The organism is Sphingomonas sp. SORGH_AS_0950 (genome assembly GCF_030818415.1).
GTDB lineage: Bacteria > Pseudomonadota > Alphaproteobacteria > Sphingomonadales > Sphingomonadaceae > Sphingomonas.
Genome location: NZ_JAUTAE010000001.1, coordinates 2,278,188 through 2,298,391, shown reverse-complemented (window position 1 = coordinate 2,298,391; position 20,204 = coordinate 2,278,188). Strand labels below are relative to the sequence as shown.

Below are 20,204 nucleotides of genomic sequence, written 5' to 3'. Positions count from 1 at the left end.
CTCAGCGGCACATGCGCATGAACGACGACCAACTTGCCGATCGGGCGGCTGCGGCGGGCGATTACCGCACTGCACTGGATCATCTGGCGCGCGCAAAATCTGCCGATGCGCAACCCAGCCTTGCGCGTGCGCTGAAGATGGCGGCGATGGCCCGCGCGCTTGGCGATACCGAAGCTGCATCCGTCTTTCTTCAGCAAGCGCTAGCCATCAATCCGCTCGACGTTTCGGCGCTGCTCCTGAAAGCGACGATGCTTCATAATGCGGGCGATCCCAACGCGGGGGACTTTTACGGGCGGGCGCTTGCCCAGATCGAGGAACCGGCACCGCCCCATCTCGCCGCCGTTCTACATGTCGCGCGCCAGCGGCATGTCGCTTGGCAGACCGAGACACGTGCCCGCCTGATCGAGCGTGTAAGGTCGGTCGCGCCCGTCACGCCCGCGCTATGCGGCTTTATCGATGCGTTGCTTCATCTGGCACCTCCCGAACGCGAGGGTCCAAGTCATTACTGTTATCCGGGGTTGGCCACTGCCGGCTTTCATCCTCGCGACCGCTTTGCCTGGCTGACCCGGCTCGAGGATAGGGTGGCGACGATACAGCAGGAGCTTGCTGCAATCCTTCAGGTGTCGACCGGCAGCCCTTATATTCGTTACCTGGAGCATGTGCCGGTCGATCAGTGGCATGAACTGAACGGAAACGCCGATTGGTCGGCGATCCATCTGATCGAACGCGGTGTCGTTACCGATCTGGCGCGTCGATATTGTCCGGAAACCGTCGCTTTGGTGCAAAGCCTGCCGCAGCCAGTCGTCGCCGGAATAGGCCCGAATGCCATGTTTTCCCTGCTGGCACCGCATACGCATATACCGCCCCATACGGGTGTCTCGAATACGCGACTGATCTGCCACCTGCCTCTGGTGACGCCGCCCGAATGCTGGTTCCGGGTCGGTGCCGAAACCCGTCTCTGGCACACGGGCGAGGCGTGGGTGTTCGACGATACGATCGAGCACGAAGCGATGAACCCGTCGGAGCATATGCGGGCCGTTTTGATCTTCGATGTCTGGCACCCCGATCTGGATGAGGATGCGCGTCGGGCCGTCGGCGCGATCATGGAGGCGAGCGGCGCATTGCACGCTTTATGACCCCAGCCATGTCGACACGAGGCCATGCCGACCCCAAGGCACGATCGTTCGATCTGATCGCAGCCGATCGCGGTAATCAGGCAATACCGTTATTGGAGGGATGGTTGCGCCAGGCACCGCAGGATGCGGTTGCCTGGCAATTGCTTGCCAATGCCCGTCGCAATGAACAGGACGGCGAAGGCGCCCATCATGCCTTCGAACGTTTTGCCGCTTTGCGTCCGGCCGATCCCAAGGCGTGCGTGGGGCTTGCCATGGCGGCATTGGAAAGCGGCAGGCCGGCCGCACGCCTTTTTGGGCAATTGATCGCCCAGGGCCATGGTACGCCGGACATCGTCCTGTCCGGGGTTGCCGCCCTGACCGCCGAGGGTGAAATCGGCATCGCGGAACAGTTGCTGGAGCGGGCCTTGGCGGAAAGGCCTGACTGGTTGTCCGGGCACGATACCCTATCGTCGTTGCGCTGGCGCTATGGTGATGCCGAGCGGTTCGATGCAAGCTTCGAGGCGGCTGTCGGCCGCGTGGCGCTTCCCTTCCTCTGGTCCGCATGGATCAATCGACTGACCCAGGCAGAACGCTTCGATGCGGCTCTTGGCGCCTTGCACAAAGCACGTGCCCTTTTTGGCGAGCGCCCGGAATTCGACGCGATCGAGGCTTCCATCGCGATCGCGACGGGCGATCCGGCGCGCGCGGAAGTACTGTTCCGTTCCGCGAGTGGGCTTGACGATATGGGCACCAGAATCGCCTATCTTCGCCATTGCATTCGCGTGAAGAATCTCGATCGTGCCCAAGACCTGATCCACCCTTTCCTGACCGGCCCCGATGCCGGGGCGGTGTGGCCGTACCAATCCATCGTCTGGCGCCTCCAGGGAGACGATCGCGCAAAGTGGCTGGACGGGGGATCGCCATTCCATCGGACGATGCCGCTGGGTTTGGCCGCAAATGATCTGGCCATGGTCGCCAATCTGCTCGGCACCAGGGAGGGGCAACATAGATACCCCCTGGATCAATCCCCGCGTGGTGGCACGCAAACAGAGGGGAATCTCCTCAGCCATCATGCTCCCTGTATTCGAAATCTGCGTAAGGCCATCGTCCAAGCCGTTCGCGATTATGCGCATGACCTTCCGGTGGTCGCGGGGCATCCGTTTCTCGGAACGCCGCGATCCGATGTCCGCTTTTCCGGAAGCTGGTCGATAACGCTGAGAGGCGGGGGGTATCATACCTGTCATACCCACCCGAAAGGCTGGATGAGCGGTGTCCTGTATCTTGAGGTTCCGTCACAAGATGAACGGGGCGATAGCGAAAAAGGGTCGCTCGAACTGGGCCGGCCGCCGGAAGATCTGGCGACGGGCCTGCCGCGTTACTGCCGTATCGAACCACGCGAAGGGTATATCATCCTATTCCCCTCCACCATGTGGCATTCGACGATCCCGTTTGACAAAGGCACTCGTCTGACGGTGGCGTTTGATGTCATGCCCCCGCGATTCTGATCCTTCCTGGCCGGAGCAAGTGGCCGGACAGGATCAACCCGACTGTGGTGTCGATCGCCAAGAGGGGCGATCGGAAAACCGGCGACCCCTTTTATTTGTCTCGGACCGGAAGCCGGGTTCGGACGATTTGCGGCCTGTTGACCCCGCTGGTATTGGCATGCGCTATGGTCAAACCCCTTGAAGCTCGTCGCTCGGCATTGCGGACATTATGGGTCGCGTCGGCCGTGACATTGGGCCTGGTCGGGCCATCCCTCCATGCCCGCGAGCCCTCGACGCGGGATGTCGCCGGATGGACCGTCGCGGTCGGGAAGGATGGCGAGGGGTGTTTCATCACGCGCAGCTATGACCGCATCGGTGGGACGACCCTGTTGCTCGGGCTCGACCCGGACGGCGCGAACCGCCTGTCGGTGTTGAACGCGCATTGGTCGATCAAGCCTAAGGCGCAGTTGAAGCTCGATTTCCGTCTGTCGGGTGGCAGCTATCCCAAGCATTTCGCGGTCGGGATCGCGTCCGAGGGCAAGCAGGGGTTCGTCACCAGCTTCGAGCCGCAATTCCCGACCTATTTCGCGACGTCCCGGCTGCTGGAGATCACGCGCGGCGAGGTGCCGGTCGAGCGGCTGGACCTGGCGGGCAGCGGCGCCGCCGTCACCGCGCTGCGTCGCTGCGTCGCGGAGCAGCGCGCGCAGGCCAAGAGGGCGGATAAGCCCGATGTCCGGGCCGATGATATTCCTGTCGATCCCTTCGCTACGTCGGCCAAGGCGAAGCGCAAGAAGTGAGCCCTCTCGTACTGGGCATGCGACGGAACGCCCCAAGTCCACGATATGCGGTGGGCAATAATCGGCTGGGCGAAGAACAGGCACAGTCGAACAGATGACGAATTGCAAGTCGAACGCGACACGGCTTGATTGTTCCAGTTGGTTAATGACTGGAAGAAATGTGATGTCTGCTTTCGCGTCGAAATCCCTAGTGGCGGTTGTGGTGCTGGCCGGTGCGGTCAGCCTTGGCGGCTGTGCGACCAAGTCCTTCGTTCGCGAACAGATCGCGCCGGTGAGCCAGCGCGTCGATACGCTGGAGGCCAAGCTGCAGGAAACCGACGGCACCGCCAAGTCGGCGCTTGCGGAGGCCCAGGCCGCCGCCGGGCAGGCCCAGAATAACGGTCAGCGGCTGGATCAGCTGAATGGCCGCGTCGATGGCGTCGAACAGCGGTTGACCGTGCAGGAGCAGAAGCCCGCACGCCGACCGCGCCATTGATGATCCTGGGGGCGGTGTCGAGTCCCCGATCCACCCTGTCCCCTTTCCTCGGTCGGCCTTCCTTATGGGGAGGCCGATCTTTTTCGAGTATGCCGCACCGATGAAGCCGATCCTGCGCGCCCTGGCCGCGCTGATGATGATCACCCCCGTCGCGGCGGGCGCCGCGCGTCCGCCAAAGCCTGCCAAGCCTGCCAAGGCCGCTCCCGCCGATCCGGTCATCCTGCCGTCCGACAGCGCGACGCGGGTCATGGCCTGGGTCGCCGCATCGGGCGACAATCGCGGGCTGCCCTGGGCGGTGGTCGACAAGGCGCAGGCGGCGATGTTCCTGTTCGATGCGAAGGGCAAGCTGCTGGCCTCGGTGCCGGTGCTGGTCGGCATCGCGACCGGGGACGAGGCCAGCCCCGGCGTCGGCGGCAAGAAGCTCGCCGATCTGGGCCCCGCCGAGAAGACGACCCCCGCCGGGCGATTCCTCGCCAAGTTCGGACTGCCGGTGGCGGGCCAGCGCGTCCTGTGGGTCGATTATGCGACCTCGGTCGCGCTCCATCCGATCCCGTCGGATGCGGGCGCCAGGGAAAAGCGGCGCGAGCGGATGCTGTCGCCGACGCCGGAGGACAATCGCATCACCTTTGGCTGTATCAACGTGCCCAAGGTTTTTTACGGCCGCCAGTTACGCCCGCAATTCCAGAAGAAGGGCGGCTATGTCTATATCCTGCCCGACACCAAGCCGCTGGAGCAGGTTTTCCCGCGTCTGCGCGTACAGTCCGTCACCGCTTCCTAAATTGGATGGATCAGACCGGAGCGGCTGCGTCGAGATAGGCATTGCCTCCTTCGTCCCCAAGCCATCTCACGGGTTGTACGCCGGATTCTTCCAGAATCGCTTCATAGGCCGCGGCACCCAGTGAGGCGGACTCCCGCCCGGTCAGCGTATCGCGCCACACGCACGCCTCGCGCGGGACGCTGACCAATAGCCTGCCGCCCGGTTCCAGTGCCCGTGCCATCCGGCGCAGCATGTTCGGTTGCTCTGCTGCATCCAGCAGGAAGAGAAAGCCGATGGCGATGATCCCGGGATGACGGCGGTTCAAAAAATGACTGGTCTGTGCCGGTTCGCAGGCGATGGCCATGTCTGGAAAGCGCCGGGCGAAGGCGGCTGCGAGCCTGGGAGCGGCGTCGACGCCCGCCACGCGATACCCCTTGTCGACCAGGGCCTGGGCGATCGGCATGCCGTGGCCGCACCCGATGTCGAGGATCGTGGCACCCGGCGCGATATGCCGCTCCGCCCAGCCGCTGACCGCCGATGTTCCGATGCCGGAGCGCAGCGCGACGAAGCGATCGGCGACGGCATCCCAACCGGCGGAACTGTCCGTCATGCTTTCGCCCTCCCGCCCGATCGAACCGGTCCATGGCACGGCATCCCACCGGCCGATCCGCCATACAGGATCAGACGGTGACCGATATATCCGGCACGTGACATATTTAATCGTTTGCAAAGGCTTGTCCGGTAACGAACTCCCCAATCAACAGGGGAGAGGGACATCATGCGTCTTCAACGGCTGCTCATTTCGGCCATTCCGTTCGCGTTGCTGGTACCGGCTCAGGCTCAGGGGCAGGCGGCGCGGACCGACAAGCCTGCGGACGACAAGGCCGCGCGGGCCGATACGCTCAACAAGGATGTGGTCGTCACCGCCGTGGCGCGTGGGCGCGATCGTCTGGACAGCGCCATTTCGACCAGCTCACTCGGCGCGGCCGAGATTCTGAAGGCGGCGCCGCGTTCGACCGCCGAGATCTTCCGCAACATCCCCGGCATCCGATCGGAAAGCTCGGGCGGCGACGGCAACGCCAATATCTCGATCCGCGGCCTGCCGATCGCGTCGGGCGGGGCCAAGTTCCTGCAATTGCAGGAAGACGGCCTGCCGGTGCTGGAATTTGGCGACATCACCTTCGGCAATGCCGACATCTTCCTGCGTGCCGATATGAACGTGTCGTCGGTCGATGCCATTCGCGGCGGTTCGGCCTCGACCTTCTCGTCCAACTCGCCGGGCGGGGTCATCAACATGATCTCCAAGACCGGCGACGTGCCGGGCGGCGCGATCATGGCGACCGCCGGTCTGGACTATGGCGAATATCGGCTCGACTTCGATTACGGGGCCAAGCTCTCCGACACGCTGCGCTTCCATGTCGGCGGCTTCTATCACCAGGGCGAGGGGCCGCGCCGGGTCGGCTATGACGGCACCAAGGGCGGCCAGATCAAGCTGAACGTCACCAAGGAGTTCAGCGGCGGCTATATCCGCTTCTACGGCAAGTTCCTCAACGACCGGTCGGCGGCCTATCTGCCCAATCCGGTGCGGGTGACCGGCACCAACGCCAATCCGCGATACGAGAACGTCCCGGGATTCGACATCGCCCGCGACGCGCTGCTGTCGCGTTACGACACCAGCAACGTGACGCTGGACGGGCAGAATAATCCGGTGGTCGACGACTTGCGCGACGGCCAGCATCCGGTGGTCAACGCCTTCGGGGTCGAGACGCGCTTCGACGTGTCGGGTTGGACCGTGACCGACCGGTTCCGCTATGCCGATGTCTCGGGCCGGTTCATCTCGAACTTCCCCTCGGCGGTCGACAGTGCGGCGGCGACCGCGACGGCGCTGGGCGGCGCGGGGGCGACGCTGCGCTATGCCAGCGGGCCGAATAGCGGGCAGGCGATCACCAACCTGTCCGGGCTGAACGGCAACGGCCTGCTCGCCCGCGTGGTGGTGTTCGACACCAAGCTCAACAGCCTGGACAATGTCACCAACGACCTGCGCGCCAGCCGCGTCTATACCATCGGCAAGGGCGAGCTGACGACCACCGCCGGCTTCTACAAGTCGCGTCAGACGATCGACACCGACTGGCTGTGGACCTCGACGCTGATGGACGTGCGCGGCGACGGGCGCGCGGCGCTGGTCGACGTGGTCAATGCCGCGGGCGTGCCGCAGACGCAGAACGGCTATTATGCGTTCGGGGCGGACTATTTCGGCGGCTGCTGTCGCCGCAGCTACCGCGTCGATTACAACGTCAATGCGCCGTTCGGATCGCTGAACTACAAGATCGGGCGTTTCGCGCTGGGCGCCAGCGTCCGCTACGACTTCGGCAATGCGCAAGGGTCGATCTTCGGGTCGGATCTGGGCGGCGGTCGCGTCGGCACCACGGCGCGCGACATGAACGGCGACGGCGTGATCTCGGCGGTCGAGCGGCGCGTGGCGGTGATCCCGCTGACCAGCCCGGCGCCGGTCGATTACAGCTGGCACTATCTGTCCTATTCGTCGGGGATCAACTTCCGCGTGTCGGAGCCGTTCGCGATGTTCGTCCGCTATAGCCGGGGCGCGCGCGCCAATGCCGACCGGCTGTTGTTCGGCCCGGCGGTCAGCACGTCCGATGGCCATCTGATCAACAAGGACGCGGCGGTCGACTATGTGCGCCAGGCCGAGCTGGGTCTGAAATATCGCAGGAACGGCATGTATGTGAACCTGACCGGCTTCTGGGCGCGCACCGAGGAGCAGAATTACGAGGCGACGCGCCAAGTCTTCATCGACCGCGAATATCGCGCTTATGGCCTGGAGCTGGACGGCGCCTATAGCGTCGGCCCGTTCAACATGACCGGCGGGGCGACCTGGACCGATGCCAAGATCGTCAGCGACGCGCTCAATCCCGGCGTGGTCGGTAATACCCCGCGCCGCCAGGCCCGGCTGATCTTCCAGGCGACGCCGCAGGTCGATCTGGACCGCGTCACGATCGGCGCGAATGTGATCGGCACGACCAGCAGCTATGCGCAGGACAGCAACCAGCTGAAGCTGCCCGGCTATACGGTGGTCAACGCCTTTATGCAGTTCCGCGCCACCGACCGCATCCTGGTCTCGCTGAACAGCAACAACCTGTTCAACGCGATGGGCTTTACCGAGGCGGAGGACGGCGTGATCCCGGCCAACGGCATCGTGCGCGCGCGCGCCATCAACGCGCGGACGACCTCGCTGTCGGTGCGGGTCGGCTTCTGAACCGGCGAGGGGGCGTGCGGCCATGCGCCGCCGCCCCCCCGCTATGACCCGTCGGTTCGCCGGCGAAACACCATTGATATGTTAACGGTCGCGGTCGCATAGGCGGGCGATGCAGACGGAGCGTTCGCCCAATATGTGCCTGGAGCCGGATGGTCCCGTGAGCGAGCTTTACCGTCAATCGCTCGTGATGCGCGCCATCGGCACGCCCTTCGTCGCCGATCTGCTCGCGGCGGTGGACCGGCAGCTGGAGAATGCGCCCCAGACCGCGACGCTGATCCGATCCTGGGGCGCCAATGCGGCATCCTCGGCGATCGCGATGCGGATCAACGCCGCCTTTCACGCGCTCGCGCGACAGGGCAGGGTGCCGCTGCTCAGCGCGCTCTATGCCGGGGAGCATCGCCGTTTCGACGAGGCGGTCGCGCTGGCGCTGGCGGCACATGACGGCTTCTTCGTCGACTGGCTGCGACAGGTGCCGCAGACCAACGAGGTCGGGCGAGCGGCGGCGCTTCATGCCGCGTTGATGGTCCTGGCCCGCGACCATGGCCTGGACTTCGAATTGCTGGAGATCGGGGCGAGCGCCGGGCTGAATCTCAATCTGGCGCGCTATGCCTATGACCTGGGCGGCGTACGCGCGGGCATGGCGACGTCGCCGGTGCGGATCGCGCCGCTCTGGCAGGGCGCGCCGCCGCCCGAGGCGGCCGTGGTCGTGCGGGAGGCGCATGGGGTCGATCTCCATCCGCTCGACGTGAACGATCCGACGGCCTGCGAGCGGCTGGCCTCCTTCGTCTTTGCCGACCAGCCCGAACGCGGCGAGCGACTCGGCCATGCGCTGGCGCTGGCGCGGCAATATCCGCCCCGCATCGCGGCGGGGAATGCCGCCGAATGGCTCGCGATTCAGTTGCGGGAGCCGCAGGCGGAGCGGCGTCACCGGGTCGTCCTGCATTCGATGGTGCTGCAATATGTCGATGCGGGCGACCGGGCCGCGATCGAGGCGGCGCTGGCGCGCGCGGGGCAGGCGGCGAGCGACTCGCGGCCCTTGGCCTGTATCGGCTTCGAATGGGACGCCCGGCGCGAGCGAGTCGAACTGCGTTTGCGCTCCTGGCCCGACGGTCGCGACCATATTCTGGCCCATTGCCACCCCTACGGCGCGTCGATCACCTGGCTGGAGGGCTGAATCCCGGTTCGATCGATCCGTAACTGGACTGGTTTCACTCATAATTAACGCCATCCCCCCTAGGCGTCGTTCCAACGAAAATTTCCAAGAACGACGGGGATCATGCGCATTCATTCCATGATGGCGACGCTGGCATCACTGAGCCTCGTCGCGCGTGGCCGTCCGCTTCATCGGCAGACGGCGTCGGCTCTGGCCTGCCCGGCATGGTGATCCGCCTGTCGCCCTCCGCCCCTGTCGAGAGAACCGCATAATGCTCACGAACATGAACATTCCCAAGAAGCTGGGCGTGTCGTTCCTGGTGATCAGCCTGTCCGCGGCGGTGATGACGATCGTGTTCTTCGTCAACATCTGGGAAATCCGGAGCGCGACGGCACGCAACAACCATGCGCAGGAGGTCTATGCCAAGGCGCTGACGCTGGAGACGTCGATCCTGCGCGAGAACAGCCAGCTGCGCGGTTTCCTCGTCACGGCGGACAAGAGCTACCTCAAATCCTATGAGGAAGCGCGCAAGGAATATGACACGACCAGCCGCGAGCTGACCGCGATGCTGACCGACTCGACCGAGCTGGCCCATGTCGCCAAGTCGCGCGCCGAGGCGACCCGGTGGCGGCGGCAGTGGAGCGACCGGCTGACCGAATGGGTCAAGGCGGGGCGGCGCGACGAGGCGCAGCAGGCGGTGCGCGATGCGGGCAAGGCGGTGCTGACCAGCGACATCGTCCTGCCGCTGCGCGCGGTCCGCGACCAGGAGACGGCGGCGATCAAGGAAAATGCCGCGTCGCAGGAAGGCGCGATCACGACCGCGACCGTCGCGCTGGTGCTGGGCGGCATCATGCTGATCGGTATCGCCATCACGCTCCAGATGATGCTGAGCCGCAGCATCGCGCGGCCGATCACCGCGCTGACCCGGCGGATGGCGGACCTGGCGCGCGGGCATAACGATGTCGACGTGCCCGGCCATGCGCGCGGCGACGAACTGGGCGACATGGCGCGCGCGGTGGTCGTCTTCCGCGACGCCGCCAAGGCCAAGGTCAGCGACGACCGCGAGCGGGAACAGGCGTTGCAGGCGATCGGCTCGGGGCTGTCGTCGCTCTCGGAGGCGGACCTGACCGTCCGTCTGACCGACCTGCCGCCCGCCTTCCATCAACTGGCCGCCGACTTCAACCGCGCGGTCCAGAATCTCGCCGGGCTGACCAGCCATGTGCGCGGCAGCGCAGGCGCGATCCGGTCGAATATCGAGGAGATCCGGCAGGCGACGGACAATCTGTCGGCGCGCAGCGAGCAGCAGGCGGCCAGCCTGCGCGAAACCGCCGCGGCGGTGGGTGAGATCACGCAAGGGGTGCGCGACGGCGCGCTCAACGCCAGCCAGGCCAATCGCGCCGTGACCGAGGCACGCGACGAGGCGGAGAAGGGCGGCCAGATCGTCGCCAAGTCGATCACCGCGATGAACGGCATCGACCAGGCCAGCCGCGAGATCGTCGACATCATCACGGTGATCGACGGCATCGCCTTCCAGACCAATTTGCTGGCGCTCAATGCCGGGGTCGAGGCGGCGCGGGCCGGGGACGCGGGCAAGGGCTTTGCCGTGGTCGCCTCGGAAGTCCGCGCGCTGGCGCAGCGCTCGGCGGATGCGGCGTCGGACGTGAAGTCGCGCATCCTGTCGGCGATCGAGCATGTGAAATCGGGCGTGGTGCTGGTCGACGAGACCGGCAACGCGCTGCAACGGATCATCGGCAAGGTGTCGGACGTCAGCACCGTGGTCGACGTCATCGCGCGCTCCTCCGAACAGCAGGCGCACAGCCTGAGCCAGGTGAATATCGCGATCGGCGAGATCGACTCGGTGACTCAGCAGAATGCCGCGATGGTCGAGGAATCGACGGCGGCGGCGACGATGCTGGCCAAGGAGTGCGGCGCGCTCGTTTCCTCGGTGATGCGCTTCAACGTCGATCCGGTGGCCTCCGCGGCGACCGGCTATACCGATCGCACGCCGCCGATGCGGCTGGCCTCGTAGCGAGCCCGTCCCCTGAGAGGGGTGGGGTGACCTAGGGCCGATCGCCATTCAGCGATCCCTTTCCCTTCCCTCGCCCCTCGCAGAGGGGAGAGGGTTGCGCAGACTTGGCCTTTGCGAGAGCAAAGGCTTAGTCGGAGCTGGGTGAGGGGTGCATGCGCGCAGCGCGCGAGCCTTTGGGCTCGCTCAACCCCTCACCCAAGCTTCGCTAACCCTCTCCCCTGTCCAGGGGAGAGGGGAAGAAGACGCAACACTGAATGTCGATCCGCCCTGAGGGGATCAGGCCTCGCGACGCATCGCGAAGGTGCGCGACAGGCCGTGATAGAGCTTTTCGCGCCACACCAGCGCGCTGACCCCGTCGGCGATATAGGCGGTGGCGAACATCGGCAGCATCAGGCCGCGGCTGTTCGTGGTTTCGGCCAGGATAATGACGGCGGTCAGCGGCGCGCGGACCACGCCCGCGAAATAGCCGACCATGCCCAGGATCACGATCGCCGATGACGGCGAATCGGTGAAGACCGACCGCAGGATGTTGCCGATCCCCGCCCCGACCGCGAGCGAGGGGGCGAAGATGCCGCCGGGCAGCCCGGCGACCGCCGTGGCCAGCGTCGCGACGAACTTGGCCGGGCCGAACCAGAGCGGCGCGTCATGCCCCGCGATCATCGCCCGGGCCGCACCGTAACCGGTGCCCCAGGTCAGCCCCGTCGCACAGCCCAGCGCCCCCACCACCAGCCCGCACAGCGCGGCGAACAGGATCGGCTGCGCCTTGGCCTGGCGGGTGATCCGGTTCGATCCCGTGGCCAGCGCCAGCATCAACCGGGAAAAGGCGCCGCCCGCCAGCCCGCCGACGATCCCGGCGACCGGCACCACGAACAATGCCGAGGCCAGGCTCATATGCGCGCCGATCAGCCCGAAATAGACATAATCCCCCTGCACCGACTGCGCGACCATGCCCGCGATCACGATGGCGGCGATGACCAGCAGGGTCACCCGCTGCTCATAGGCGGAGGCGAGTTCCTCGATCGCGAAGAGCAGCCCGGCCAGCGGCGTGTTGAACGCCGCCGCCACGCCCGCCGCGCCGCCCGCGATCAGCACCGCGCCGCGCAAGGGTACGCGCAGCAGTCGGTGGCTCAGCCCCATCACGGCGGCGGCGATCTGCACCGTCGGCCCCTCGCGCCCGACCGACGCCCCGCCCAGCACCGCGACCAGCGTCAGCAGCGCCTTGCCGGTCACGGTGCGGATCGACACCAGCGAATGGGTCGCCCCCTCCGGATCGCCCTGCGCGGCGATCACCTGCGGAATGCCCGACCCGCGCGCGAGCGGGACGTAGCGGCGGGTGATCCACACCAGTCCGGCAAAGATCAGCGGCGTCGCGACCAGCGGGGCATAGGGATAGCGCGCGGCGAATCGGCCGAACATCTCCCCCGCCGCATCGGCGGCCAGCGCGAAGACGGTGGCCGCCAGCCCGATCGCGATCGCGCCCAGCAAAATGGCGAGTCGCGTCCGGAATCGCACGGATTGCGGGCCACGGCTGCGGAGCAGCGCGCGGTAGCGCGCGGGTGTCCATCGGAGGGGGTTCGATCGGGGCATGCCACCGTCTTACCCCGCCCGCCGGATAAGGCTAGCGGGGGTGCTCGCGATCATGGTTGCAAGCGACGAATTCCGCGATCCGGCCAGCGGGGCCGCGCGGATGCGCCGCCCCGCTCGTCCTCACCAGTTCACGCCCGCACGGGCATAGAGATAACGGCCGTTGAACCCGAAGGGCGAATAATAGGGGAAGCCCAGCACGCCGGTCGAGTTGTTCGCCGCGATCTGGCGCTCCGGATAGACGTCGAACAGGTTGCTGACGCCCAGGCCCAGCTGCACGCCGCGATCGGCGGTGTAGCGCAGCTCCAGGTCGGTGATCGCGCGGCGTCCGACCGGCACGTCGGCGGCGGCGGTGGTGCCCGGCTGGATCACGTTTCCATAATAGGTCACGCGCGCCAGCGCGCCCAGCCGGTCGAGCGACCAGTCGATGCTGCCCGTCACCTTCTGGCGCGGGGTGCCCTGTTCCAGCGTCAGGATGCGGCTGCGCGCGAACAGCGTCGGCGCGGGGTTCAGCACCGCGGTCGAGGTCGGCACGCGGGTCACGTCGACATCGTTGATGTTGCCCGCGACGGTGAAGTCGAACACCCCCGCCTGCGTCGTGCGCCAGCGATAATGCGCGACCGCGTCGATCCCCTGCGTGGTCGAGGCCAGCCCGTTGATGAAGAAGCGCGCCGCCGACACGTTGAACGGCGCGAGCAGCGCGGCGACCTGCGGGCTGAACGTCGCCTGGATATTCTCCGACAGGCCCAGCTGGTTGCGCAGCTTGATGCGATAGGCGTCGACCGTCAGGTCGAACCCGCCGAACCGGATCACCGTGCCCGCCGACAGGTTGGTCGACTTTTCCGGCTCCAGCGACAGTCCGCCCAGCGCCGCGCCGACCGAGGAGACCGAGGGGAAGGTGCCGGTCAGGATCGGCACGCCATTGGTCACGACCGAGGCGATCTGGGTGAAATATTGCTGTTGCAGCGACGGCGCGCGGAATCCGGTCGAGGCGGTGGCGCGGAAGGCGAGCCAGTCGGCCACATCGTAGCGCGCCGAGACCTTGCCGTTGGCCGTGCTGCCAAAGTCCGAATAATCCTCGAACCGGCCCGCCAGGCCCAGCAGGAACTTGTCGGTCACCTGCGCCTCGACATCGACATAGGCGCTGACGTTGCGGCGGCTGCGCTTGGTCTCGTTGCGCGGCGAGAAGCCGCCAAAGCCCTGCGCGCCGGGCGAGGCGCCCGCCACCGCGCCGCTGGTCGGATAGCCATAGGAGGCCAGCTCGCCCGCGACGATCTTGTAACCCTCGCGCCGGCCCTCCAGCCCGAAGGCCAGGTTCAGCGACTGGAAGACGTCGAACTTGCGCGTCACGTCCAGCCCGGCGACATATTGGTCGTAGATCAGCGCGCCGTCGTTGAAATTGCGCGGGGTCGCCGCGCCATAGGCGTAATTGGCCGAATTGAGCGTGCGGAAGGCGATCTTGTTGCGGCCATAGCTGAACGACAGGTCGACATCGAACCCGGCCAGCTGGCCCTTGAGGCCCGCCGCCGAATTCAGGTCCTGCGACTTGGTGTTGATGATCGGCAGGAAGCCGTCGGGATAGCCCGCCGTGCGCGTCGCGGCGCTCGCCAGCCGGGGGAAGGCGGCGCTGCGCGAGTCGCGGTCCTGATAGCCGACCCAGCCATACAGGCTCCATGTGTCGGTCAGCGAGGTGCCCGCATTGATGAAGCCGGTATATTGCTCGACCGCCGGGTCGCCGTAACGGCCGGTGATCCGGGTCGGGGTGACGCGCGGGTCGAAATCGGCGCGGTTGGTCGGCTGGCGGTTCAGATACTCGCCCGAGACGGTGATGAAGCCGTCCTCGCCAAAGCCGATCCCCTGCCATAGCGAGGCGGTGACGGCATGTTCGCCGGTGACGTGGCGGCTGCCGCGCGCGGTATCGACCTGGGTGTCGTAGAAGCCGTAATTGACCTGTGCGCCGCCGCCCGACCGGGCCTGGCGCAGCCGGAGGTTGACCACGCCCGCGATCGCGTCCGAGCCATATTGCGCCGAGGCGCCGTCGCGCAGCACCTCGATCCGGTCGAGCGCGACCGTCGGAATGGTGTTGAGATCGACCGCCGCCGATCCGCGCCCGACCGTGCCGTTGGTGTTGAGCAGCGCCGAGGTGTGGCCGCGAATGCCGTTGATCAGGACCAAAGTCTGGTCGGGCGACAGGCCGCGCAGCGTCGCCGGGCGGATCGAGTCGGTGCCGTCATTGGCGGAGGGACGCGGAAAGTCGATCGAGGGCGCGACCGCCGACAGCGCCGCACCCAGTTCGGTCGTCCCCTGCCGCTGAAGGCTCGAGGCGCTCAGCACGTCGACCGGCGAAATGCTGTCCAGCCGGGTGCGCCCCTCGACACGCGTGCCGGTGACGATGATGTCATTGCCCTCGCTGGCGGTCGTCGCGGCGTCGCCACCGGTGGGCGCGCTCTGCGCCGGTTCGGACGGTTGGCCGGGGGTGGCCTGCTGCGCCCAGACCGGCATCGCCGTCAGGCTCGCCAGAAATGTCCCCGCCAATGCGGCCTTGCGAAGCTGATGCACGCGTCGATCTCCCTTGTGCAGCCCTGTCCCTGAAGCAGGCTATATGCGCGCATGCGTCCGATTGATCGGCGGAGAAAATCTGTGCACTGCACAAGAGGCGGTTGACCGATAGGGAAGGGCGTCAGAACCGCCCCTCGAAACTCAACCCCAGGATGCGGGGATTGGACAGGGTGCCCCGCACGCGGCCGTCGAAATCGGTGTAGAAGGACGTCGGCTGCTGTCGGTCGAAGATGTTGCTGGCGATCAGATAGGCGCCGAAATGCTGGTTCCGCCACCCCAGCTTGGCATTCACCAGCGTCAGCGGGCGGATGTCGCGCACGCTCTGATTCACCGTGTCCTGGTAGAAGGCATCGCGGTATGTCGCGTTCACATTGGCGAACAGCCCGCTATCGTCGTGCCACGTCCCCCCGGCGGAGGCGGTCCAGTGCGGCGCGTTGGCGAATTCGTTGCCGCTGGCCGATCGTCCGAGCGTGCCGACCGGGACGGTGAAGTCGAGGAACTTCGACCGGCTGTGCCCGACCCCGACATACAGGTCGAGCGTGCGGGTCGGCCGCCCGCGCAACTCCGCCTCGAAGCCATAGAGGCGCGACTTGCCTGCATTGACGACCTGGGTGTCGAACACCGCGCCGGGGGTCAGCCGCACCGCCACCTGCTGGTCGCGCCAGTCGATATAATAGGCATTGGCGTTGAAGCTGAGCTTGCGGTCGAACCAGTCGGATCGCAGCGCGACTTCATAGTTCCAGGTATATTCGGGGGCGTAGGTGAAGGCCTGGCCGCGCTGCTGGTTGATGCCCGCCCCGCCGGCGCGATAGCCGCGCTGCACCGTCGCGCTCAGCCCGATATTGGCCGCGACGTCCCAGGTCAGTCCCAGCTTGGGCAGCCAGGCGTCATAGGTGATGGTCCGGATCGGCTCGACGCTGGTCGCCCCGGCGGCGGTGGCGACCAGCAGGGCGTTCAGCCGGGTGACGATCGGTGCCAGCGCGGGTACGGGCAGCCGCGCCGGATCGGGCAGCGTGCCGTTGAGCACGACCGACTGGGTGGCGCCGCGCTGCTGCCGCTCATTGTCGTAGCGCAGCCCGGCGCGCAGTTTCAGCCGCGCGGTCAGCGGGAAGGTCAGGTCGGTGAACCCGGCCAGGTTGCGGGTCAGTCGCGGCTGGGTCAGGCGGTTGCGGATCGGAACGACGCCGCCATACAGGCCCAGCACCGTGTTCACGACCGGCTGCGACAGGCCGAGCGCCAGCAGCTGCCGGTCGACGCCCAACCGGGTCAGGTTCAGATCCTGCGTCGCCTCGAACAGATAGTCGCGATTGTCCTCGCGCAGATAATAGGCGCCGACCAGCCCCTGGACCCAGGGCAGGTCGATGCCCAGCCGCAGTTCCTGCTGGACCGTCTTGGCGGGATCGCGGGTCAGGCTGAGCTGGCCGGGGGTCGCGTTGCGATCGGGATCGGCGACATAATGGGCGCGGACGTCGGAATAGTTGGTGACCGAGGTCAGGTCGAATCCGCCGCCCAGCGCATAATGCGCCTCCAGCGTGGCGATGTCGCTGACCACGCGGGTATCGGTCGCAACGTCCTCGGTGACGATACGGTCGGTGGGCTTGTAGGGGGCGTCGAACTCATAGGCATAGACGCCGCGCACATGGCGATCGTGCAGATAGGTCGCGACCACCCGCAGTCCGGGGAGCGCGTCGGGGGTGACCAGCAGCTTGGCCCGCAGCGTCTCCGACTGGCGGGCATCGGCGTCGCGGTGGAGCGTGGTGTTATGGACCAGCCCGTCGGTCCGGGCGACCTCGCCCGCCAGCCGGAAGGCGATCTGGTCGCCGAGCAGCGGGCCGCCGATCGCCGCGCCTGCGCGCCGCTGGCCATCGGGGCCGGTCAGCATCACGCGCGCCTGCCCGCTCCATTCGTAACCGGGGTCGGTGGTGCGCACGATCACCGCACCCGCCAGCGCATTGCGCCCCTGCACGGTCGATTGCGGCCCGCGAAACACCTCCACCTGGGCGATGTCGTAAAGGTCGAGCGGCCCGGTGTTCAGCGCCGCACGGGGCAGCACCGCGCCGTCGACATAGACGCTGGCCAGCGCCCCGTCGCCCGCGCCCGAGACGTTGAAGGCGTCGATGCCGCGGATCGTGAAGCTGGTCCGGTCGGCGCCGATCGAGACGTTGGGCGTGCGCTGGAGCACGTCATAGACGTCGAGCAGATTCTGGTTCCGGATCGTCTCGGCGGTGGTGACGGCGACGCTGGCGGGGGTTTCCTGCAGGGTGCGACCGGCCTTTTCCCCCAGCACGACGATGTCGTTGCTGCCGTCCTGCACCGTCGCATCGGGCTGCGGCGGCGGTGCCACCTGCGCGAACAGCGGCGTCGCGGCCGAGCCAAGGAGCACGGCCAGCACCGATCGAACCATCATCGTCTTATCCCCCATTTCGTTACGCTCGCGCGCTAATCATCGTGATTATGCGAGTCAATCTCATTATCACGATGGGGCAGTCGGGGCGGTGACCCTGGCGATGGTCGATCGGACAGACCCCCGCCCTGTCCGTCGGGCTCCCGGGCACGCTCGTTCGGGCAGGGGCGGATGGGTGTCCGGAGAGGTTAGTCCTTGATTCCGCGGGGTTGTGAACGCCCGCTGGACAGGATGGCATGGATGCAACAGAGAAGGTGCAAAGCAAGCGATACTGGGAGGATGACGGTGACGAAGGGCATGATGGCGAGCGGGCTGGCGATGATCGCGCTGGCCGGGACGGGCATGAGCGCGCAGGGCGCGGCGCAGACCCGGACGCACAATCGCGCACAGCCGGCGGCGAAGGCGACCGCCCCCTCCGCCGCCGCCGCAGCCCGCGCCCGTGCCGACCGGATCGTCGCGCAGATGACCCGCGCGGAGAAGATCCTGCTGGTCCATGGCCTGTTCCCCACCATGGCGGCGGGCAAGACGCGCGAGGAACTGATCCCCTCGGCCGGGCATATCGACGGCATCCCCCGGTTGGGCGTGCCGGTGGTGCGCGAAAGCGACGCGTCGCTGGGCGTCGCCAACCAGGTCGAGCAGCGGGTCGGCGATGTCGCCACCGCGCTCCCCTCCGGCCTTGCCACCGCCGCCAGCTTCGATCCCGCCATCGCCCGCGCGGGCGGCGCGATGATCGGTGCGGAGGCGCGCGACAAGCGGTTCAACGTGCTGCTGGCGGGCGGCGTCAACCTGACCCGCGATCCGTGGAACGGCCGCAACTTCGAATATCTGGGCGAAGATCCGCTGCTGGCGGGGACGCTGGGCGGCGCGCATATCGCGGGCGTCCAGTCGAACCGCATCGTCTCGACGATCAAGCATTATGCGCTGAACGCGCAGGAGACCGGCCGCGCCGTGCTCGACGCGCGGATCGGCGAGGCGGCGCTGCGGATGAGCGACCTGCTCGCCTTCCAGATCGCGATCGAGAAGGGCCAGCCCGGATCGGTCATGTGCGCCTATAACAAGGTCAATGGCGACTGGTCGTGCGAGAACCGCCACCTGCTGACCGATGTGCTGAAGCGCGACTGGGCCTATCCGGGCTGGGTGATGAGCGACTGGGGCGCGGTGCATTCGACCGCGAAGGCCGCCAATGCCGGACTGGACCAGGAATCGGGCGAGGAACTCGACAAGGCGGTCTATTTCGGTGCGCCGCTGGCCGAGGCGGTGGCCAAGGGGCAGGTCAGCGAGGCGCGGCTGGACGACATGGTCGCGCGCTATCTGACCGGGCTGATCGAAACCGGCGCCTATGACGCCCCCGTGCCCGCGCGGGCGGTAACCCCTGATTATGCCGCCCATGCCGAGGTGGCGCAGCGCGCGGCGGAGGCGGGGATCGTCCTCCTCAAGAATGACGGCAACCTCCTGCCCATCGCCCGGACCGCGAAGCGGATCGTGGTGATCGGCGGCAATGCCGATGTCGGCGTGCTGTCGGGCGGCGGTTCGTCGCAGGTCCGCTCGGTCGGCGGCGCGCCGGTCGAGATCCCGCTCGCCTATGGCGGCTCGGCCTCGTTCGCGCGGATCACCTATCATGCCTCCTCGCCGCTCAATGCGCTGCGCAAGGCGCTGCCCGGCGTCCAGATCGAATGGCAGGACGGGCGCAACCTGAACGCGACGGTGGCGGCGGCGAAGAATGCGGACATGGCGATCTTCTTCGCCACCCAGTGGACGACCGAGGCCGACGACGTGCCCGACCTGCGCCTGCCCAACCAGCAGGACGCGCTGATCGCCGCGATCGCCGCCGTCCAGCCGCGCACGGTGGCGGTGATGGAGACGGGCGGCCCGGTGCTGATGCCCTGGATCGCCAAGGTGCCCGCTATCCTCCAGGCCTGGTATCCCGGCCAGCGGGGCGGCGAGGCGCTGGCCGCGATCCTGACCGGGCGGGTCAACCCGTCGGGCCGCCTGCCGATCACCTTCCCCGCCGACGCCTCGCAGCCGCCGCGCCCGCGCCCCGTCGGGCTGGACAAGCTGAGCGAGGTCGAAGCGGCGGCGGCGGCCAATCCGGCGGCGGCGGGCGGGATCACGCTCCAGAGCTTCCCGGTCGATTATGTCGAGGGCGCCGATGTCGGCTATCGCTGGTACGAGAAAAAGGGGCTGAAGCCGCTTTTCCCCTTCGGCCACGGGCTCAGCTATACCAGCTTCGCCTATCGCAACCCGGTCGTCACCGGCGGGCGGACGATCAGCGTGACCTTCGACGTGGTGAACACCGGCCAGCGCGCCGGGTCGGACGTGCCGCAAATCTATGTCGCGCGCGACGGCAGCGGGGACGCGATGCGGCTGGCCGGGTTCCAGCGGGTCGCGCTGAAGCCCGGCGAGACCCGGCGCATCACCCTGACCGCCGAGCCGCGCATCGTCGCCGATTACGACACCGGCCTGCCCGGCTGGCGGATCAGGGGCGGGCGCTACCGGGTGGCGCTGTCGCATGACGCCGCCGACCGGGCGATCGTGACCAGCACGACCGTCGAGGCGCAGACGATGAAGCCCTGAGC

General features: G+C 67.1%; 13 protein-coding genes. 9 read left to right on the top strand and 4 right to left on the bottom strand.

The annotated features are described in order from the left end of the window. Window positions 1–17: 17 nt before the first annotated feature. The 5 genes from QE385_RS09995 (at window position 18) to QE385_RS09975 (ending at window position 4,649) form a co-directional block, all read left to right on the top strand. Window positions 18–1,136: an aspartyl/asparaginyl beta-hydroxylase domain-containing protein gene (locus QE385_RS09995; RefSeq protein WP_307101399.1), complete on the top strand. Its 1,119-nt coding sequence runs from the start codon at window positions 18–20 to the stop codon at window positions 1,134–1,136. Further along, on the top strand, window positions 1,133–2,620 hold the full coding sequence (locus QE385_RS09990) for a putative 2OG-Fe(II) oxygenase (RefSeq protein WP_307101397.1): 1,488 nt from the start codon (window positions 1,133–1,135) through the stop codon (window positions 2,618–2,620). Before QE385_RS09995 ends, QE385_RS09990 begins: the two co-directional genes overlap by 4 nt. A 224-nt stretch (window positions 2,621–2,844) precedes the next feature. Then, window positions 2,845–3,396, top strand: a complete 552-nt coding sequence (locus QE385_RS09985) for a hypothetical protein (protein WP_307101395.1) — start codon at window positions 2,845–2,847, stop codon at window positions 3,394–3,396. A gap of 163 nt (window positions 3,397–3,559) precedes the next feature. Next, a complete protein-coding gene (locus QE385_RS09980; RefSeq protein ID WP_307101393.1) occupies window positions 3,560–3,871 on the top strand; it encodes a hypothetical protein in 312 nt (103 codons plus the stop codon). 100 nt (window positions 3,872–3,971) lie between these two features. Next, window positions 3,972–4,649, top strand: coding sequence for a hypothetical protein (locus QE385_RS09975; protein ID WP_307101391.1), 678 nt, complete (start codon window positions 3,972–3,974; stop codon window positions 4,647–4,649). A 10-nt stretch (window positions 4,650–4,659) separates the two neighbouring features. Here the strand turns inward: QE385_RS09975 and QE385_RS09970 are convergent, their stop codons facing one another. After that, window positions 4,660–5,238, bottom strand: a complete 579-nt coding sequence (locus tag QE385_RS09970) for a bifunctional 2-polyprenyl-6-hydroxyphenol methylase/3-demethylubiquinol 3-O-methyltransferase UbiG (RefSeq protein ID WP_307101389.1) — start codon at window positions 5,236–5,238, stop codon at window positions 4,660–4,662. A 168-nt stretch (window positions 5,239–5,406) separates the two neighbouring features. Here QE385_RS09970 and QE385_RS09965 point away from each other — a divergent pair, with 168 nt between their 5' ends. The 3 genes from QE385_RS09965 (at window position 5,407) to QE385_RS09955 (ending at window position 11,081) form a co-directional block, all read left to right on the top strand. Continuing rightward, the gene (locus tag QE385_RS09965; protein ID WP_307101385.1) at window positions 5,407–7,899 is read left to right on the top strand and encodes a TonB-dependent receptor domain-containing protein; all 2,493 of its coding nucleotides are present in this window, start codon (window positions 5,407–5,409) and stop codon (window positions 7,897–7,899) included. A gap of 157 nt (window positions 7,900–8,056) precedes the next feature. Continuing rightward, window positions 8,057–9,073 carry a DUF2332 domain-containing protein gene (locus QE385_RS09960; RefSeq protein WP_307101384.1) on the top strand — a complete coding sequence of 339 codons (1,017 nt, stop codon included), beginning with the start codon at window positions 8,057–8,059 and terminating at the stop codon, window positions 9,071–9,073. Window positions 9,074–9,335: 262 nt separating this feature from the next. Then, window positions 9,336–11,081 (top strand): methyl-accepting chemotaxis protein, encoded by a 1,746-nt coding sequence (locus QE385_RS09955; protein ID WP_307101382.1) that lies wholly within the window; start codon window positions 9,336–9,338, stop codon window positions 11,079–11,081. Between the two features lie 276 nt (window positions 11,082–11,357). On the opposite strand, the gene QE385_RS09950 is transcribed toward QE385_RS09955, so the two are convergent. The 3 genes from QE385_RS09950 to QE385_RS09940 form a co-directional block, all read right to left on the bottom strand. Next, entirely contained in the window at window positions 11,358–12,668 is a 1,311-nt protein-coding gene (locus QE385_RS09950; RefSeq protein ID WP_307101380.1) for a chloride channel protein, read from the bottom strand. Window positions 12,669–12,788: 120 nt separating this feature from the next. Continuing rightward, window positions 12,789–15,167, bottom strand: coding sequence for a TonB-dependent receptor plug domain-containing protein (locus QE385_RS09945; protein ID WP_373424717.1), 2,379 nt, complete (start codon window positions 15,165–15,167; stop codon window positions 12,789–12,791). A gap of 178 nt (window positions 15,168–15,345) precedes the next feature. Beyond that, on the bottom strand, window positions 15,346–17,631 hold the full coding sequence (locus tag QE385_RS09940; RefSeq protein ID WP_307101377.1) for a TonB-dependent receptor: 2,286 nt from the start codon (window positions 17,629–17,631) through the stop codon (window positions 15,346–15,348). 276 nt (window positions 17,632–17,907) lie between these two features. On the opposite strand from QE385_RS09940, the gene QE385_RS09935 reads away from it, so the two are divergent. Continuing rightward, window positions 17,908–20,202 (top strand): beta-glucosidase, encoded by a 2,295-nt coding sequence (locus tag QE385_RS09935; protein ID WP_307101376.1) that lies wholly within the window; start codon window positions 17,908–17,910, stop codon window positions 20,200–20,202. The last annotated feature ends 2 nt before the right edge of the window (window positions 20,203–20,204 follow it).

Excerpts from the sequence above, each read along its gene's own strand:
- QE385_RS09995 (WP_307101399.1), top strand. The coding sequence starts at position 18 with ATGAACGACGACCAACTTGCCGATCGGGCGGCTGCGGCGGGCGATTAC.
- QE385_RS09990 (WP_307101397.1), top strand. The coding sequence starts at position 1,133 with ATGACCCCAGCCATGTCGACACGAGGCCATGCCGACCCCAAGGCACGA.
- QE385_RS09980 (WP_307101393.1), top strand. The coding sequence starts at position 3,560 with ATGTCTGCTTTCGCGTCGAAATCCCTAGTGGCGGTTGTGGTGCTGGCC.
- QE385_RS09975 (WP_307101391.1), top strand. The coding sequence starts at position 3,972 with ATGAAGCCGATCCTGCGCGCCCTGGCCGCGCTGATGATGATCACCCCC.
- QE385_RS09970 (WP_307101389.1), bottom strand. The coding sequence starts at position 5,238 with ATGACGGACAGTTCCGCCGGTTGGGATGCCGTCGCCGATCGCTTCGTC.
- QE385_RS09965 (WP_307101385.1), top strand. The coding sequence starts at position 5,407 with ATGCGTCTTCAACGGCTGCTCATTTCGGCCATTCCGTTCGCGTTGCTG.
- QE385_RS09955 (WP_307101382.1), top strand. The coding sequence starts at position 9,336 with ATGAACATTCCCAAGAAGCTGGGCGTGTCGTTCCTGGTGATCAGCCTG.
- QE385_RS09950 (WP_307101380.1), bottom strand. The coding sequence starts at position 12,668 with ATGCCCCGATCGAACCCCCTCCGATGGACACCCGCGCGCTACCGCGCG.
- QE385_RS09945 (WP_373424717.1), bottom strand. The coding sequence starts at position 15,167 with ATGCCGGTCTGGGCGCAGCAGGCCACCCCCGGCCAACCGTCCGAACCG.
- QE385_RS09940 (WP_307101377.1), bottom strand. The coding sequence starts at position 17,631 with ATGATGGTTCGATCGGTGCTGGCCGTGCTCCTTGGCTCGGCCGCGACG.
- QE385_RS09935 (WP_307101376.1), top strand. The coding sequence starts at position 17,908 with ATGACGGTGACGAAGGGCATGATGGCGAGCGGGCTGGCGATGATCGCG.